Raw genomic sequence first — 16,445 nt, forward strand, 5'->3', positions numbered from 1 at the left:
CAACTATTCGGATATTTCAGTAGTCATATTGCCAATAAAAAGCTTCCCACTTAGGGGTTGGGGGGAAGTTACTTTAAGTATTTATTATACCAATCTACATAACGTTGCAACCTGTCAACCAGGTAACTTGGCTTGGTAAGGCCATGAAACTGATTGGGGTACAATATCAATTCTGTTGGCACCTCCTGCGATCTCAGCGCCTGATACATTTGCTCGCTCCCTACGGTAGGTACATTAAAATCGCGCAGGCCCGACATGAACATCACCGGTGTTTTTATTTTATCAGCATGAAAGAACGGATATGATAGCTGAATCCACTTATCAGTAGTTTTCCAGGGCAAGCCAATTTCATTTTCATATTGCAATACATACTGATCAGTTCCATAAACTGATAACTGCAAAGCGCTGCCCGCACCACTGGCAGCTGCTTTGAAACGCGTGTCAGATGCAATGGTATAATCGGTCAGGATACCTCCATAACTCCATCCACCAATACCTAAATGATCAGGATCAGCAATTCCCATTCTTTCCAGGTGATCAACAGCGCCTAACAAGTCTTTTACTTCCTTATTACCCCAGTCAGCGTATATGGCTTTACAATAATCAAGACCACGGCCATTGCTGCCCCGGTAGTTTACGCCGGCTACAGCATATCCGGCCGCTGCAAGCATTTGCCGGGTAGCATCAAAGGTATATTCGTCCTGCCCTACAGGGCCGCCGTGTATAAACAATATCAACGGCCATTTTTTACCGGGGATACTATCCGGTGTAAACAATATCCCTGATACCTGCGTACCATCAGCACTGCTCGATTGGAAACCCGACACATGGGCAAGCTTTACCGTATTCAGCCAATTTTGATGATGAAAAGTTAAACGGCGAAGCTTTTCACCTTCCAAAGCAAATATTTCTGCAGGCGTATACGGATCGCTTTTGGCCACCACCCAGTTACCAGACAAATTGGTATTAATATCGGTGATGCCAAACATCCCCTTGCTTACCGTTGCTATTTTGCCGCTGTTAATATTAATACTGGCCAGGCAACGCTGCCGGTCGTCCGTTACTAAAAATGATATGTTTTTATTGTCTTTACCCCAGGTTTGGTCAGAAACAGGTCTGTCGAGCTGCGACGTCAACACTCTGTTGTTGGAGCCAACCGCATCCATGATACATAACACATTCTGATCATACATCATATAATCAGCATCACTTGTGCTGCGCAGATAAGAGATATATCGACCATCGGGGCTCCATTGCGGGTTGCTGTCACGGCCCTTCCAGGTGGTCAACTGTAACATGGTTGAATTGGGCCGGGCATCAATAGTAAATATATCCTTATTCTGATTTTTATCAGGGTCAACGGTGCGGTTGCTTACAAAGGCGATTGTCCGGCTATCTGGCGACCATACCGGCTCATTTTCATCTTTATCGCCTTTGGTAAGCGTGTCGAGTTTCTTAGTATTTACATCAATCAGGTACAAATGATCATGCAATTGCTGTAAATAGCCTTCTACATCCTGCTTAAAATGATAGCGGTCGATCACAATAGGTTTGGGTGTTTTTGGTGCCTCCTTGCCTTTGTTTTCCGGATCACCGATTACCATTACTATTTTCTTGCTATCCGGCGACCAGGCATACTCACTCAGGCTACCTTTTACATCGGTCAGCTTAAAGCCTTCGCCACCACGCCTGTCTATCAGCCAAAGCTGCGAGCCGTTTTTGGAATCGCGCGAAGAAAGAAAGGCCAGGTACTTACCATCTGGGCTCCACCTGGGCGATGAAGCTGCTTCATCGCCATGCGTCAACTCTATTGACTCTTTGCCATCCCAGCTTTGCATCCACAGGTGCGAAACACGTTTGTCCTTAGCCGTATCAACGGTTGATACGCTGTAAGCCACCCACTTACCATCAGGAGCAAGCTGCGGATCGCTCACTGCCGGTATACGGTAAAAATCAATTGGCTTTAAGGGTTTCTTTTCCTGCTGGGCAAGCGCATAAAAGGAAATGGATAAAGTAATAAGAGATAATAAGGTTCTTTTCATACAACATAGGTATATAGTGATGTAATTTAGCAATTATGCCAAACAATTTGCCTGAACCGTAATCATCGGGATTTAATGATTTACATGATTTTGACTAAAGCTTAATTTGTCTGAACTCGAATTTATCGAATTTTTGAATTACTGGAATTTTTTACCGTTGGTCTTAGAATTATTCTAATTCTGTAAATTCAAAAATTCTGTAAATTCGAGTTCAGACAATCTTATATCACCCCGGCCTTTTCCAGTTCCACCTGCATTTGTTGCTGCATGCGTTGTGCTTCGGCACGGGCAGCATCGGCAAAATCCTTCCCGTTACCGGCATAGATGATAGAACGGGAAGCATTCACGATCAAACCGCAATCTTTAGTGATACCATACTGGCATACTTCTTCCAGGCTCCCACCCTGTGCGCCAACACCTGGAACCAATAAAAAGTTATCAGGGGCATATTTACGGATATTGGTAAACTCCGTGCTTTTGGTAGCGCCAACCACATACATGATCCTGTCGGCACCGGCCCAGGTATTGGCCTTTTGTATCACAGTTTCATACAAATAACCATCGCCTGTTTGCAGGTATTGAAAATCTTTACTGCCTACCGATGAGGTAAGCGCCAATAAAATGATCCATTTTCCTTCGTAAGCCAGGTATGGCGTCACACTATCATTACCCATGTAAGGCGTAATGGTAATAGCGTCAAAACTCATACCCGATGCTTTTTCATCAAAAAAGGCCTGCGCGTATTTATCAGAAGTATTACCGATATCGCCCCGTTTAGCATCTATTATATTTAAGGTATCGGTAGGCAAATACTTCCAGGTATCGATGAGGCTTTGCAAACCCTTTAATCCATAGGCCTCATAAAAAGCGGCATTAGGTTTGTAGGAGATACAAAGATCCTTGGTGGCATCGATGATCCTTTTATTAAATTCCAGAATAGGATCGGGGTAATCTTTTAAAAATTCGGGGATCTTATTAATATCAGTATCCAGACCAACACATAGAAATGATTTTTTCTGTTTGATCTGTTCAATTAGCCGGGCGCGTGAAATCATTAATGCTTAAATATTTTGAATGTCAAAAAAACTAAAAAATTAGCTTATATGCGGTCAATTAGGAGATATTTATTTTAATTAATTTGAAATTATAAATTATTTGATTACAATTGCAGCGTTTTCCTTTGAATTTTTCTTGCACTAAAGAAACAATTTAAAACCCCACGTTATTTATTACAATAATATTTACCTGGATTTGGATGTTTACTTATACAAAGTTTCAAGATCAATTTCTTTTAATAATTCTTCATGCTTAACCACCAAACGCGCATGAGGCCTTATTACCGTCAAGAAAACAAATTACAACATTAAAAATCCCATTGAACTATAATTCATATCATGTCTGATAAAATAGAATTGAACGACAAACTCGTTTCTGAGTTGCGCGAAATTGCAAAAAATTTAGGTATTGCCGAGGCCGACGAGCTCAGAAAGCCACAGTTAATAACCCGCATTATTGAACAACAACAGCTTATTGAGGCTGCCCGAGCCCAACAAAATATTGTTGAGTCAAACTATACTCCTACTAATGCCCCTGCGGCCGAAACAGGAGATAAAACACGTAAAAGAACCCGTGTATTAAAACCCAAAACACAACCACGTGTTGAAGTACCTTTGGATGATACCAACCTGTTTGATGTACAGGATGAAGAACCAACTGAAGAAACGGAGAACGAAGTACCTGCTATAACCGTTGCTGATGATGCATCCCCGGTTCAACAAGGTGAAGCCCCTGCCAGAAGCGATGAGCCTGCTACCGAAGGCCGCCCGCAAAAATTTGACAGACGTGCCAATGGTAATGGCAATCAACCTCAGCAAAAAGCCCAGGAACCTGCTATTAACCTCGATTTTGATAACGTAATAGTAAATGAAGGCGTATTGGAAATTATGCCTGATGGCTATGGCTTTTTACGCTCCTCAGATTATAACTACCTTACCTCGCCCGATGATATTTATGTATCGCAATCACAGATAAAACTATTTGGCCTTAAAACTGGTGATACCGTTCGTGGTAGCATCCGTCCGCCAAAAGAGGGCGAAAAGTATTTCCCGCTGGTACGTGTGGAAGCCATTAATGGCCGTATCCCGGCCGAAGTGCGTGACCGTGTACCATTTGACCACCTTACACCGCTTTTCCCATCAGAAAAATTAAGCCTGTTTACAGATGCCGGGAACTATTCAACCCGTATCATGGACCTTTTTTCGCCAATTGGTAAAGGTCAGCGTGGTTTAATTGTGGCCCAGCCAAAAACGGGTAAAACCATGTTGTTAAAAGATGTGGCCAACGCGATAGCAAAAAATCACCCGGAAGTTTACCTGATCATATTACTGATCGATGAACGCCCGGAAGAGGTAACCGATATGGCCCGCAGCGTACGCGCCGAAGTAGTTTCGTCAACTTTTGATGAACCTGCAGAGCGTCACGTAAAAATTGCCAATATTGTTTTAGAAAAAGCAAAACGTATGGTTGAGTGCGGTCATGATGTAGTGATCCTGTTGGATTCTATCACCCGTTTGGCACGTGCGTATAATACTGTTGCTCCGGCATCCGGTAAAATATTATCGGGTGGTGTTGATGCTAACGCACTGCACAAACCTAAACGCTTTTTTGGTGCCGCCCGTAACATCGAGGATGGCGGTTCATTAACCATTATTGCTACTGCCCTTACCGAAACCGGCTCAAAAATGGACGAGGTTATTTTTGAAGAATTTAAAGGTACCGGTAACATGGAGCTGCAATTGGATCGTAAACTTTCCAACAAACGTATATTCCCTGCTATTGATATTACCGCTTCAAGTACCCGTCGTGACGACTTACTGCTTGACCGCGACACTTTACAACGCATCTGGATACTACGTAACCACCTTGCCGATATGAATTCGCAGGAATCAATGGAGTTTTTACAGGCCCAGATAAAAGGCACAAAAACCAACGAAGAGTTTTTGATTTCGATGAATTCGTAATATTTTAGTATTTCTGAAGTTATAGATAAATGAGATTTTAGAATCAAGAGGCAAGAATCAAGAGACAAGCCCATTTAGGTTATCCTGACTCTTGATTCTTGCCTCTTGATTCTTTTCAAATAAAATTATTATCTGTAACTTCATAAATACTTAATAAAATCCTGATAACTTCATGGCCTGATAATGAAGAAGCGCGTTAAGAAACATCTCCCCAATGCCATTACCTGTGCCAACCTGTTTAGCGGCTGTATAGGAATAGTATTTGCTTTTCAGGGCAACCTCATCATAGCAGCCTACGCTATCTTTCTTTCTTCTATATTCGACTTTTTTGACGGACTGGCCTCAAGAGTGCTAAACTCCTATTCATTTATAGGTAAAGATCTGGATTCACTTGCGGATATGGTAAGCTTTGGTTTTTTACCATCGGCCATATTATATGAGTTATATTTAAAAGCTCCGCAAATTGACCATATAAGTCCTTATTTGTGCTATGTAGCATTTTTAATAACGGTATTCTCGGCCTTACGCCTGGCCAAATTCAATAATGATACCCGCCAGTCTGATAGTTTTATTGGCCTGCCAACACCAGCCAATGCTATATTTATTGCTTCGCTGCCATTAATTATGCAGCAATATCACGGTTTGGATACTTATATACTAAACCCTTACATACTTACTGTTTTAGTAGCGGTAATGTGTGTATTGTTGGTATCCGAAATACCGCTAATGTCCCTTAAATTCAAGAACCGCGATTTTAATAAAAACATTTTCCGCTATTTACTGCTGTTGTTTTCGGCAATACTGATTCTATTTTTTAAATTTGTGGCAGTTCCGGTGGTGATATTTATATACATCACTTTATCTTTAATTCAATTTAAATTCACAAATGACAAAGTTCCAGGCTGAAATAGACGTAATGCCCAAAAAAGAAATACTTGATCCTCAAGGAAAAGCAGTAACCGGAAGCATGAAAAATCTTGGTTTAGCCGAAATACAAAACGTACGTATCGGCAAACACATTACCCTCGAAATTGAAGCCGACAGCGCCGAAACCGCTCATGCCAAAGTAGATCAGGCCTGCAAAAATCTGTTAGCTAACCTCATTATGGAAAGCTATACTTTCAAAATACAACAAGTAGCTTAAGCTAAAGGCATAAAGCCGAAAGCTTAAAGCGAAAAATGTAAAATTAACTTACTTACAGAGTTTATAAAAAATTAAGGCAATCAAATTGATTGCCTTAATTTTTTATACTGTGTTTTGCGTTTTTGGCTTTGAGCCTTAAGCTTTCTGCTTACAGCTCCCCCTCTTTCTCTTCTTTTATCTTTTTAAGGGTAACTAAATTGGCGTTGACCAGCGTTTTCACCTGGTTAAATTTTCCCACAACCTCATTCAGATTAGGTGCCGCTTCTTTACAAGCTATTTCAATCTCCTGTAAAATTTCCTGACTTATGGGCATACCAAAAAAACCCAGGTTTGGCTTTAGCTTATGCGCGGCCTGGCCAGCGGTGGCCCAATCTTGAACAGCCAAGGAATTTTCAATCTCACCGAGTAATTCCGGGGTTTGCTGCAGAAACATACCTATCGACTCTACAATAAATTCCGTACTGCCATCGGCAATTTCATACAAAAATGAAAGATCAAGATCCTGGTCTGGTGAAATATTTAGCATATTTATTAAGAGTTGATTGAGTGTGTGGTTGATTAAGTCGAATAGGTTAATTACAACCACTCAATCAACTTAATCAACCACTCACTACTTACTAATTTATACTTTTTTTACAATCAAGTCGTCTATCAATTCACTTTTTAGCTGTAAAATATTCTTATGCAGTATCGGGTGAATAAAAGCAGCAGCAATTTCGGCCAAAGGCTCCAGGGTAAACCGCCGTTTATGGAGTTCGGGGTGAGGTACTTTCAAGTCTGGTTCCTGGATAACCTCATCGCCGTAAAACAAAATATCAATATCAATAGTACGCGAACCCCATTTCTCTTTACGTTCGCGCCCTAACAAAATTTCTATGGCCAGTATTTTCTCCAATAATACCCTTGCAGGCAGCGAAGTACGGAGCTGTACTACCTGGTTCAGATAATCAGGCGCATCGGTTTTACCCCATGATTGGGTTTCAAATACCGACGATAGCTTTACAACAGGGGCAATTTCTGCTTCGATATGGTCAATTGCCTGTTTCAGAAACAGTTTCCTATTGCCAAGGTTACTGCCTAAAAGCAAAAAAATATCATTCATGTTGTAACAAATATTATAGAAACGGCTCTTACCATTATCGGTATTGAATTACTAAGTTTGCATAGATAAAAAGATTTATAACATTAATGAAACAATTCTTCAAATTCGTTCTGGCTACCATTGTTGGTGTAGTTTTAATCACCGTTGTTTTGGTTTTAGTTGTGATAGGGATAATTTCGGCCAGTGGCGATAAAACAATTGAAGTTGAGCCCAATTCGGTACTGCATATGGCCTTTACAAACCCCATTACCGAGCGTACTCCCAATAACCCTTTGGCCGGTCTAAGTTTTTTAGGGTTTGATAAAGACAAGGCAACCGGGTTAAATGATATCCTGGCCAATATCAAAAAGGCTAAAACCGACGCCAACATTAAAGGTATTTTCCTGGACGAAAGCTACATGGTATCCGGCCAGGCTACTACTGAAGAGATTCGGAACGCGTTGATCGACTTTAAAAAATCGGGCAAATTCATCATAGCTTACTCAGAAGTATATACACAAGGCTTTTATTACCTGGCATCAGTTGCCGATAAGGTTTATATGAATCCTAAAGGCATCTTTGAGCTCAAGGGTTTTAATTCTGAGGTTACTTTTTTAAAGGGAGCGCTTGATAAGCTCGGCGTTGAAATACAGATTATTAAAGTAGGCACCTTCAAAAGCGCTGTTGAGCCCTTATTCCTTACTAAAATGAGCGATGCCAACCGCCTGCAGGTTACCTCCTACCTCGGCTCGCTGTACGATCATTTTTTAACCGGCATCAGCAAAAGCCGGGGTATTAATAAAGATTCTTTATTTAACTATGCCAATAATGCCCGCGTACAATTACCGGAAGATGCCGTTAAATTAAAGCTGATAGACGGTTTAAAGTACAAAGATGAAATACTGGACGACCTGAAAGAACGCACCGGCATCGAGAAAAAAAGCGACCTGAACAGTGTGGAACTGGCCGACTATACCAAAAGCAATGCTGATGATGATAATAAAGATGAAGCAACATCGTCCAAAAACCGCATAGCTGTTGTTTATGCATCTGGCGAAATTTCTGGCGGTGAAGGAGATGACAATACCATCGGCTCCGAAAGAATATCAAAAGCCCTGCGCAAAGTAAGGCTTGATAATAAAGTAAAAGCGGTTGTGCTTCGTGTAAACTCTCCGGGGGGCAGCTCCCTGGCCTCAGATGTGATCTGGCGCGAGGTTATGCTCACCAAAAAAGTAAAACCAATCATCGTTTCCATGGGCGATTTAGCGGCATCGGGCGGTTATTATATTTCATGCGCAGCCGATTCGATCATCGCGCAACCCAATACCATTACCGGATCAATAGGCATTTTCGCTATTTTACCCAATATGCAAAAGCTTTTTAACGATAAGCTGGGCGTTACTTTTGATGGTGTAAAAACCGGCAAGTATGCCGACCTGGGTGATATAAGCCGCCCCTTAACCCCCGAAGAAAAACTACTGCTTCAAAACAATGTAAACCGGGGTTATGATGATTTTACCAAAGCCGTCGCCGATGGCCGCCACAAAACACAGGCATATATTAACAGCATAGGTCAGGGTCGGGTTTGGACAGGCGAACAGGCATTAAAAAATGGACTGGTTGATCGCCTGGGCAATATCAATGATGCCATAACATCTGCCGCTAAAAAAGCCAATATTAAAAACTACAAGCTGGTAGCCTATCCCGAGCAAAAAAGTTTCCTTAACCAGCTAAGCGGCGATGTAACCGCCGAGGCACGCACCCGTATATTACAATCGGAACTGGGTGATAATTATAAAGTTTACGAACAAATTAAAGGTGTTACCCAAATGATGCACACCCCGCAGGCACGTATGCCTTACAGTATTGAAATAAAATAAGTTTTCCAGTTTATATTTTGATTAAAGCTGCTTGTATGGGCAGCTTTTTTTATTTTTAGGGAAAAGAATAAAGCAATGAAATTTCTTGGTGGTTTATTCAATACCCTCCCAATGTAAATACCAATAAACTAATGAACCAGTGAGCCAATGAACTAATTTTCCGATGGCTTTTTTGTATTTTTACCGACCTCAATATTATTATGGAAAACAAACCCATAGCCCGTACACTTCGTTTATTATCGCAACTCATGGAACTGCATGAGGGTAATCCATTCAAAATAAAATCGGTAGCCAATGCCGCCTTTAAAGTTGATAAGCTGCCCTTCCCTATTGCCGGTAAAACACTGGAACAACTGGAAAAAGTAGATGGTATTGGCAAAAGCATTGCATCTAAGATCATCGAACTGTTTGAAACCGGCACCATTGCCGAAATGCAGGAATTACTGGATAATACCCCGGTAGGTGTGGTTGAAATGATGGGAATTAAAGGCATCGGCCCTAAAAAGGTAGCTATTATTTGGAAAGATCTGGGTATTGAAAATACCGGTGAACTCTTTTATGCCTGTAACGAGAACCGCCTGATAGAGGCCAAAGGCTTTGGTCTTAAAACCCAGGAAGAGATACGCAAAGCCATCGAGTTCAGGATGGCCAGCAACGGCAAGTTCCTGTTTGCCCAGGTGGAAAAGGAAGCCAATGAGTTAATGGATGAAATAAAAGCTATTTTTCCAGACGCGCTGAAACATTTCGCCGGTGAATTTCGCCGGTTAAATGAGATCATCACCGAAATTGTGATCGTTGTGGGCAGTATAAATCAGGAGGTTGCTTATAACGCCCTGCTTGATTCGAAGATCCTGAACAATGTTTCAATGAATGAGAACCATATCTCGGGCGAGCTGCAAAACGGTTTATTGGTTGATATTATTTGTGTTGATAAGGCCGATTACTTTAAAGAGTTATTCCTCAATACAGGTACAGATGATCATATTCAGGCTGTATTGGAGCGAATTAACGTACCCCTGGGACAACCTGAAACGGAAGAACTCATTTACACCAAAGCCGGTTTAGCCTGGATACAACCTGAGCTGCGTGAGGGCACTACCTTTATTGAAAAGGCTGAAAAAAATGAATTGCCTACGCTGATTATTACACACGATCTGAAAGGCAGTCTGCATAACCACAGTACCTGGAGCGATGGCGTAAATACAGTTGAAGAAATGGCGCTTTATTGCCGTGATAACTTAAAACTGGAATACCTGGGCATGTGCGATCATAGCAAAAGCGCGTTTTACGCCAAAGGCTTAAGCATTGAACGGGTTTTGCAACAGCATGAGGAGATTGATCATCTGAACAAAAAACTTGAAGGCTTTCACATATTTAAAGGTATCGAATCGGATATTTTATATGATGGTTCACTTGACTATCCGGACGAGATTCTTCAAAAGTTTGATTTTATAGTAGCATCCGTTCACTCCATACTTAAAATGGATGAGGAAAAAGCCACTTCAAGATTGATAACAGCGATTGAAAACCCGTATACTACCATATTGGGCCACCCTACCGGCAGGTTATTATTAAGTAGAGGCGGATATCCAATCAACTATAAAAAAGTAATTGATGCCTGCGCGGCAAACCATGTGGTGATAGAAATTAATGCCAATCCGTTAAGGCTCGATCTCGACTGGCGCTGGCACCAATATGCTTTGGAAAAAGGTGTTTGGCTATCCATTAACCCCGATGCTCACCGCGTAGAAGGTTTTCTGGATATGCGCTTCGGTGTTTTAGCCGCACGTAAAGGCGGTTTATTTAAAGAGATGTGTCTTAATGCGTTATCATTACCTGAGATCACCGAAGTATTTGAGAAAAAGTCAAAATTCAAAAGTTAAAATTCAAAAACTCATCACTGACCACGCACCATTCACTAATTCACTAATTCAAAATTAAATGAAGATACTGGTGATCCGCTTTAGTTCTATGGGAGATATTATTTATACCACTCCTGTTGTGCGCTGTCTCAAAAAGCAAATACCCGGAGCCGAGATCCATTTTTTAACTAAACCAGCGTTCCGGTATATTTACGATAGCAACCCTTATGTAGATAAACTTCTGCTGCTAAGGCCCACATTATCAGCAACAATTGATGAAATAAAAACCGAACGTTATGACTATATCATAGACTTACACAATAATTTGCGTACTGCCATTATCAAATTGCGTACAGGTATCCGCTCGTCAACATACAAAAAACAGCCAATCAAAAAATGGCTAAGTCTTAAATTTAAACTAAAGCTGATTCCTCCCACTCACCTGGTCGACCGTTACCTTAAAGCGGTTAAATTTTTAGGCGTGGTTAATGACGGACAGCCTATAGATTATTATATCAAAGCTAATCATCAACTAAATAACTTATTACCCCCATCGCACCAGGCTGGATATGTGGCATTTGTAATTGGAGCCACACATTTTACCAAGCGGATGCCTAACGATAAGATCATCAGTATTTGCCGGCAACTGAACCAACCGATGGTATTATTAGGAGGTAATGATGTAAAGGCTAATGGAGACATTATTGTCCACGCGATTGGTTCTAAAGCTTATAATGCTTGCGGTATCACCACGCTTGACGAGTCTGTTTTTCTGGTATCCGAAGCTAAAAGCATCATTGGGTTTGATACCGGACTTACCCATATTGCAGAGGCTTTTAACAAACCCATCGTATCTGTTTGGGGAGGCACGGTACCCGACCTTTTGGGTGTGCAGCCTTATATGGTTAAAGATGTATTGATTGCCGGTATTGAATTATCCTGTCGTCCATGCTCCAAATTCGGTCTGGAAAAATGTCCATTAGGCCACTTCAAATGTATGAATGATATGCCCGAAGATGGAATTGTTCAATTCGCGAATAAGGCACAATAACTACTGACAATCAAATATTTAGTATATAAATATAATCATTAAAATGTTTTTTCGGTGATTAATTAATTTATTTACATTTGTTGATAATTATTAATCTTATCACTTTTATATGAAAAAACTCCTACTTTCCCTGCTTTTGGCGGGCGCATCACTTGTAACCTTTGCCCAGTTACCAACAATCGGAATTAAAGGCGGCGTTAACTTTGCCACTTTAAATGCATCAATTGGCGGTCTTAGTGCTAACTCTAACTCTTTAACCACTTTTAACGCGGGCGTTTTTGTTGATTTTAAGTTTGGTAATGTTTCCTTACAACCTGCTCTTAACCTTAGCGGCCGGGGCGGAAAATTTAACGGAGCCTCTTTTACCGATAACAGCGACCCAAATGTTGATGTTGAGATTGAACAAGGTACAGGAAAAGTCAACCTGCTTTATTTACAATTACCTGTAAATATTGTGTATCATGTGCCGGTGGTTGTTGGTGATATCTATTTTGGAGCCGGACCTTACGCTGCAAGAGGAATTTCGGGCAAAATAAAAGTAACCGATCCTCAAAGCGGACAAACTGCAAGCGAAGATGTTAAATTTGGTGGCAATGACGACAACAGTATTAAATCTATGGAGTATGGTGCCAACGCTATCGCAGGAATTAAACTGAAAGGCGGCTTGCTTTTTAATGTAAATTATGACCTGGGTTTAACTAACATAAACCCAACCGCCGACAGTGGCAAATTAAAAACCCGCGTATTTGGTGTTTCTATAGGTTACGCATTTTAATCCAATCTATTAAAACAAACAAAAAAAGAGGGTTAATTTGAACCCTCTTTTTTTGTTTATTATATAAAAAACTTATTAAGTTTAGCTGTTATATTATATAAATAAACCTATACTGAAAGCATGAAAAAGCTAATTTTAATTCGCCATGCCAAGGCAACTCACGAAAGTGGTTATGCCGATTTTGACCGCCCTCTAAAACAATCCGGAATGCAGGATGCGTTAACGATGGCAGACGTTTTAAAAGATCGGGCCATTGTTCCTGAAATAATGGTGACCAGTCCGGCTTTACGTACTTTAACCACGGCGCAGATATTTACAGAGCACTTACAACTGCCCCCATCGCAAACCGATATAAAAATATATGATGCAAGTGAACGTACGCTTGTAAACGTAGTCAATAATCTGCCCAATGAGTATGGGTATATTGGCCTGGTAGGTCATAATCCAGGTATAAGTCAATTATTACATTATTTAACCGGTCAATTGCGTGATGTACCGACCTGCGCTATCGCACTGATTAGTTTTGATAATGACGACTGGCGTTCCATCAGCAATGAAGACGGACATCTGTCTTTCTATGATTCGCCGAAGGGGTAGTTTAGGGGAAAAAGCTAACTTACTTTATAGGTTTTCCCGGGTAGTGATTGAATATAGCCCTGCATTTCCATATTAAGTAAATTCATTGCCAGCATACTCATGGGCATATTGGCTTTTATAGTCAAATCATCAATAGCTAAAGGCGATTGATGCTGCTGTAAAATGTCAAATATCAACCGTTCGTCCTTCGAGAGATCAATAGGTAAAACAAACTGATCAGTTGGTTTAGCTTTATCTGCTTTTTCCCAGCCCAGGCTAAAGGCCAAATCAGCCATACAGGTTAGTAAAGCCGCTTTATGGTTACGTATCAGGAAATTACACCCTTCAGAATATTTATCATCCAGGCGGCCGGGAAACGCGAATACATCACGGTTGTAGGAGTTAGCTATTTCGGCAGTTATGAGTGCCCCGCCTTTTATACCAGCTTCTATTACCACGGTAGCATCAGCGATACCAGCTACGATGCGGTTACGCTGCGGAAAATTCTCTCGGTCGGGTATAGTTCCGGATGGATATTCGCTTAGCAAACCACCATTCTCCAGCATTTTATCGGCTGTAGCCCGGTTTTGGCTGGGGTAAAGCCTGTCGAGGCCATGTCCTAATACACCAATTGTAGGTATATTGTGTTTCAGGCATTCTTTGTGGGCGGCAACATCAATACCTAAAGCTAAGCCACTTACTATTAATACATTGTACTGTTGTAATTCTTCAATAAGCTGTTTACATAACAAGCGGCCATAATCGGTAGCGTTTCGGGTACCCACAATACTGATCACGTGTTGGGGGTTCAGATCCATATTGCCCTTTGCATACAGCAATATGGGTGAGTCGGCGCAGTTTTTTAGCCGTTTTGGATATCTGCTGTCTGTGTAAAAGATAGGCTGTATATCATGTTTTTCAATATATAGCAACTCTTGTTCGGCTTTTTTAAGGGCATCATCAAAGTTCCATTGGGCCACTTTTTTATCACCAATGCCAGGAATCCTGGTCATTTTTGCTGTGGGCGATCTAAATACCTCTTCTTCACTGCCTAAATAAGCGATCAATGCTTTAGCCGATACAGGACCTAAATTTTTTACAAATGATAATGCTACTCGGTGTAGTAATGACATAATTAATAATGTTCAATTCCAAATCTCAATGTGCAGGATTGGTATTTGAAATCCGCCATTTCTATTCACATCTAAAGTATAAAAAAAATCCTAAAAATATTAGCACAAATAAAAAACTATAAAAATAGTTTGCAAACTATAAAAATAGTTAATACCTTTATTTAACCTAACTATAAAAATAGTTTACTATGAACTTAAAGGAATTAACCAAGGCTGAAGAGCAGGTGATGCAAATACTTTGGCAACTTAAAGAGGCTATTGTGAAGGATATCATTGAGCAGATGCCCGATCCAAAACCTGCGTACAACACGGTATCAACTGTAGTAAGGGTATTGGAGGGTAAAGGTTTTATTGACCATAAAGCATACGGTAACTCGCATGTTTATTACCCTGTTGTTACTGATGACCAGTACAAAAAATTTACGTTTGATAAGATGATGAAAAACTATTTCAGCAACTCCTATCAAAGCCTGGTGTCGTTTATTGTTGACGAAAAAAAGCTGGGTGTAAAAGAGCTTGACGAATTAACCTCATTGATTGATCAACTTAAAAATCAAAAATCATGAACTGGCTGCATTACCTGCTTGAGGCAAACATTTATCTCGCTGTATTTTACACCGGCTATTGTTTGTTCTTAAATAAAGAAACCCATTATACATTAAACAGGGCTTACCTTTTACTAAGCTGTCTCTCATCTTTTTTGCTCCCACTGGTACAGGTGGGTATATTAAAACCAACCGTGCACGACACCATAAACGTAAGATACCTTACACCGGCCACAAACCAAGAGACCAATATACTGGATATACTTTTTTATACTTACTTGTTAGGGGCTATGATATTGCTTATCCTGTTGTTATTGAAGTTGTTTAAACTGGTAAAAATCACACAAACTGCAAACAAAACAGCCGACAACAGATACAAAATTGTACTGCTCGAAAACTCCAATACAGCATTCTCTTTCTTTAACTACCTTTTTATCGGGTCAAAAACAGAGGGTATCAATACCATTATCCGGCACGAAATGGTACATATTCGCCAAAAACACACATTAGATGTGTTATTCCTTGAATTTATCAAAATCATTAATTGGTTCAACCCGCTTGTTTACCTGTTGCAAAACAGCCTTAAAACCATACATGAATACATCGCCGATGAGCAAACCGCCGCTTTTGAAAACGACACCCTCACTTATTCTTCGTTTTTAGTAAACAATGCGTACGGACTTAGCGGCTCATCAATTGCACCTTCATTTTTCAATTATAATTTATTAAAAAAGAGGATAATTATGTTAAATCAAAAACGCTCAGGGAATTTAGCCAGGCTAAAATACCTTGTAGCTGTACCCATTTGTGCTGCGGCCCTTTGTGCCTCCACGCTGGGTTTCAGCAAAACTTATGCATTGGTTGATCTGGTACCGCAACAAGCAGACACCGTTATTAAGGTAAAACCGTTGAAAGTACCGCCACCACCACCTGCTCCTCCTGCAAAAAAACCTCAGGTAACCGTTGTGAAATTCGCACCGCCAAAGAAACAGGTAACAAAACGTCCGCCACCACCGCCTCCTGTACCACCGGTAAAAAACCCTAAAGCAGCTATTATAAAATTTGCGCCACCAGGAGCTGTAAAAGATCCATCATCTCCAGCTGCGCCGTCAAAAGCTGTGAAGGAGATTCAAATAGATGAGCCAGCTTCACAAGCTCCCGCAAAGATAGCTATTGATGTAAAGGATAAACCGGCAAAGCAGACTAAAACCGGGACGACAATTAGGGTAAAATCCGACACATTGAAACATAATAAATAGCTTTTCAATCCATCGGACAGTAAAAAGGTTACTTTTAAACAAACTGCTGAACGGCTAAAACCGCTTCGGCATTTTTC

General features: G+C 40.7%; 15 protein-coding genes. 10 read left to right on the plus strand and 5 right to left on the minus strand.

Annotation, left to right across the window (positions count from 1 at the left end; translation table 11 throughout):
- Nucleotides 1–68: 68 nt before the first annotated feature.
- Both AB6735_RS08380 and pyrF read right to left on the minus strand, forming a co-directional pair.
- The gene (locus tag AB6735_RS08380; RefSeq protein ID WP_370995480.1) at nt 69–2,042 is read right to left on the minus strand and encodes a prolyl oligopeptidase family serine peptidase; all 1,974 of its coding nucleotides are present in this window, start codon (nt 2,040–2,042) and stop codon (nt 69–71) included.
- Nucleotides 2,043–2,263: 221 nt separating this feature from the next.
- The gene (gene pyrF / locus AB6735_RS08385; protein ID WP_370995548.1) at nt 2,264–3,094 is read right to left on the minus strand and encodes an orotidine-5'-phosphate decarboxylase; all 831 of its coding nucleotides are present in this window, start codon (nt 3,092–3,094) and stop codon (nt 2,264–2,266) included.
- A gap of 342 nt (nt 3,095–3,436) precedes the next feature.
- Between pyrF and rho the strand changes: the two genes are divergently transcribed.
- The 3 genes from rho (at nt 3,437) to purS (ending at nt 6,206) form a co-directional block, all read left to right on the plus strand.
- On the plus strand, nt 3,437–5,062 hold the full coding sequence (gene rho / locus AB6735_RS08390; protein ID WP_370995481.1) for a transcription termination factor Rho: 1,626 nt from the start codon (nt 3,437–3,439) through the stop codon (nt 5,060–5,062).
- 183 nt (nt 5,063–5,245) lie between these two features.
- A complete protein-coding gene (gene pssA, locus AB6735_RS08395) occupies nt 5,246–5,968 on the plus strand; it encodes a CDP-diacylglycerol--serine O-phosphatidyltransferase (RefSeq protein ID WP_370995482.1) in 723 nt (240 codons plus the stop codon).
- Nucleotides 5,949–6,206, plus strand: coding sequence for a phosphoribosylformylglycinamidine synthase subunit PurS (gene purS, locus AB6735_RS08400; RefSeq protein WP_183588183.1), 258 nt, complete (start codon nt 5,949–5,951; stop codon nt 6,204–6,206). Before pssA ends, purS begins: the two co-directional genes overlap by 20 nt.
- A gap of 148 nt (nt 6,207–6,354) precedes the next feature.
- On the opposite strand, the gene AB6735_RS08405 is transcribed toward purS, so the two are convergent.
- Together AB6735_RS08405 and folK are read right to left on the minus strand one after the other, a co-directional pair.
- Entirely contained in the window at nt 6,355–6,732 is a 378-nt protein-coding gene (locus tag AB6735_RS08405) for an Hpt domain-containing protein (protein WP_370995483.1), read from the minus strand.
- A gap of 96 nt (nt 6,733–6,828) precedes the next feature.
- Nucleotides 6,829–7,308, minus strand: coding sequence for a 2-amino-4-hydroxy-6-hydroxymethyldihydropteridine diphosphokinase (gene folK / locus AB6735_RS08410; RefSeq protein WP_370995484.1), 480 nt, complete (start codon nt 7,306–7,308; stop codon nt 6,829–6,831).
- Nucleotides 7,309–7,394: 86 nt separating this feature from the next.
- On the opposite strand from folK, the gene sppA reads away from it, so the two are divergent.
- The 5 genes from sppA (at nt 7,395) to AB6735_RS08435 (ending at nt 13,452) form a co-directional block, all read left to right on the plus strand.
- A complete protein-coding gene (gene sppA, locus AB6735_RS08415) occupies nt 7,395–9,167 on the plus strand; it encodes a signal peptide peptidase SppA (RefSeq protein WP_370995485.1) in 1,773 nt (590 codons plus the stop codon).
- 200 nt (nt 9,168–9,367) lie between these two features.
- Nucleotides 9,368–11,050, plus strand: coding sequence for a helix-hairpin-helix domain-containing protein (locus tag AB6735_RS08420; RefSeq protein ID WP_370995486.1), 1,683 nt, complete (start codon nt 9,368–9,370; stop codon nt 11,048–11,050).
- 58 nt (nt 11,051–11,108) lie between these two features.
- Nucleotides 11,109–12,080, plus strand: coding sequence for a glycosyltransferase family 9 protein (locus AB6735_RS08425; protein ID WP_370995487.1), 972 nt, complete (start codon nt 11,109–11,111; stop codon nt 12,078–12,080).
- A 109-nt stretch (nt 12,081–12,189) separates the two neighbouring features.
- A complete protein-coding gene (locus AB6735_RS08430; RefSeq protein WP_370995488.1) occupies nt 12,190–12,855 on the plus strand; it encodes a porin family protein in 666 nt (221 codons plus the stop codon).
- Nucleotides 12,856–12,975: 120 nt separating this feature from the next.
- Nucleotides 12,976–13,452, plus strand: coding sequence for a histidine phosphatase family protein (locus AB6735_RS08435; RefSeq protein WP_370995489.1), 477 nt, complete (start codon nt 12,976–12,978; stop codon nt 13,450–13,452).
- 14 nt (nt 13,453–13,466) lie between these two features.
- Here AB6735_RS08435 and dprA read toward each other — a convergent pair whose 3' ends face one another.
- Nucleotides 13,467–14,564: a DNA-processing protein DprA gene (gene dprA / locus AB6735_RS08440; RefSeq protein WP_370995490.1), complete on the minus strand. Its 1,098-nt coding sequence runs from the start codon at nt 14,562–14,564 to the stop codon at nt 13,467–13,469.
- Nucleotides 14,565–14,752: 188 nt separating this feature from the next.
- Here dprA and AB6735_RS08445 point away from each other — a divergent pair, with 188 nt between their 5' ends.
- Both AB6735_RS08445 and AB6735_RS08450 read left to right on the plus strand, forming a co-directional pair.
- Nucleotides 14,753–15,130, plus strand: coding sequence for a BlaI/MecI/CopY family transcriptional regulator (locus AB6735_RS08445; RefSeq protein ID WP_370995491.1), 378 nt, complete (start codon nt 14,753–14,755; stop codon nt 15,128–15,130).
- Complete coding sequence (locus tag AB6735_RS08450) at nt 15,127–16,368, plus strand: M56 family metallopeptidase (protein ID WP_370995492.1); 1,242 nt, start codon at nt 15,127–15,129, stop codon at nt 16,366–16,368. The genes AB6735_RS08445 and AB6735_RS08450 overlap by 4 nt, the downstream gene beginning before the upstream one ends.
- Nucleotides 16,369–16,445 lie beyond the last annotated feature (77 nt).

The organism is Mucilaginibacter sp. RCC_168 (assembly GCF_041355315.1).
Classification (GTDB): domain Bacteria; phylum Bacteroidota; class Bacteroidia; order Sphingobacteriales; family Sphingobacteriaceae; genus Mucilaginibacter.

Excerpts from the sequence above, each read along its gene's own strand:
- AB6735_RS08445 (WP_370995491.1), top strand. The coding sequence starts at position 14,753 with ATGAACTTAAAGGAATTAACCAAGGCTGAAGAGCAGGTGATGCAAATA.
- pssA (WP_370995482.1), top strand. The coding sequence starts at position 5,246 with ATGAAGAAGCGCGTTAAGAAACATCTCCCCAATGCCATTACCTGTGCC.
- folK (WP_370995484.1), bottom strand. The coding sequence starts at position 7,308 with ATGAATGATATTTTTTTGCTTTTAGGCAGTAACCTTGGCAATAGGAAA.
- AB6735_RS08450 (WP_370995492.1), top strand. The coding sequence starts at position 15,127 with ATGAACTGGCTGCATTACCTGCTTGAGGCAAACATTTATCTCGCTGTA.
- dprA (WP_370995490.1), bottom strand. The coding sequence starts at position 14,564 with ATGTCATTACTACACCGAGTAGCATTATCATTTGTAAAAAATTTAGGT.
- rho (WP_370995481.1), top strand. The coding sequence starts at position 3,437 with ATGTCTGATAAAATAGAATTGAACGACAAACTCGTTTCTGAGTTGCGC.
- AB6735_RS08380 (WP_370995480.1), bottom strand. The coding sequence starts at position 2,042 with ATGAAAAGAACCTTATTATCTCTTATTACTTTATCCATTTCCTTTTAT.
- AB6735_RS08430 (WP_370995488.1), top strand. The coding sequence starts at position 12,190 with ATGAAAAAACTCCTACTTTCCCTGCTTTTGGCGGGCGCATCACTTGTA.
- purS (WP_183588183.1), top strand. The coding sequence starts at position 5,949 with ATGACAAAGTTCCAGGCTGAAATAGACGTAATGCCCAAAAAAGAAATA.
- AB6735_RS08435 (WP_370995489.1), top strand. The coding sequence starts at position 12,976 with ATGAAAAAGCTAATTTTAATTCGCCATGCCAAGGCAACTCACGAAAGT.
- AB6735_RS08405 (WP_370995483.1), bottom strand. The coding sequence starts at position 6,732 with ATGCTAAATATTTCACCAGACCAGGATCTTGATCTTTCATTTTTGTAT.
- sppA (WP_370995485.1), top strand. The coding sequence starts at position 7,395 with ATGAAACAATTCTTCAAATTCGTTCTGGCTACCATTGTTGGTGTAGTT.
- AB6735_RS08420 (WP_370995486.1), top strand. The coding sequence starts at position 9,368 with ATGGAAAACAAACCCATAGCCCGTACACTTCGTTTATTATCGCAACTC.
- AB6735_RS08425 (WP_370995487.1), top strand. The coding sequence starts at position 11,109 with ATGAAGATACTGGTGATCCGCTTTAGTTCTATGGGAGATATTATTTAT.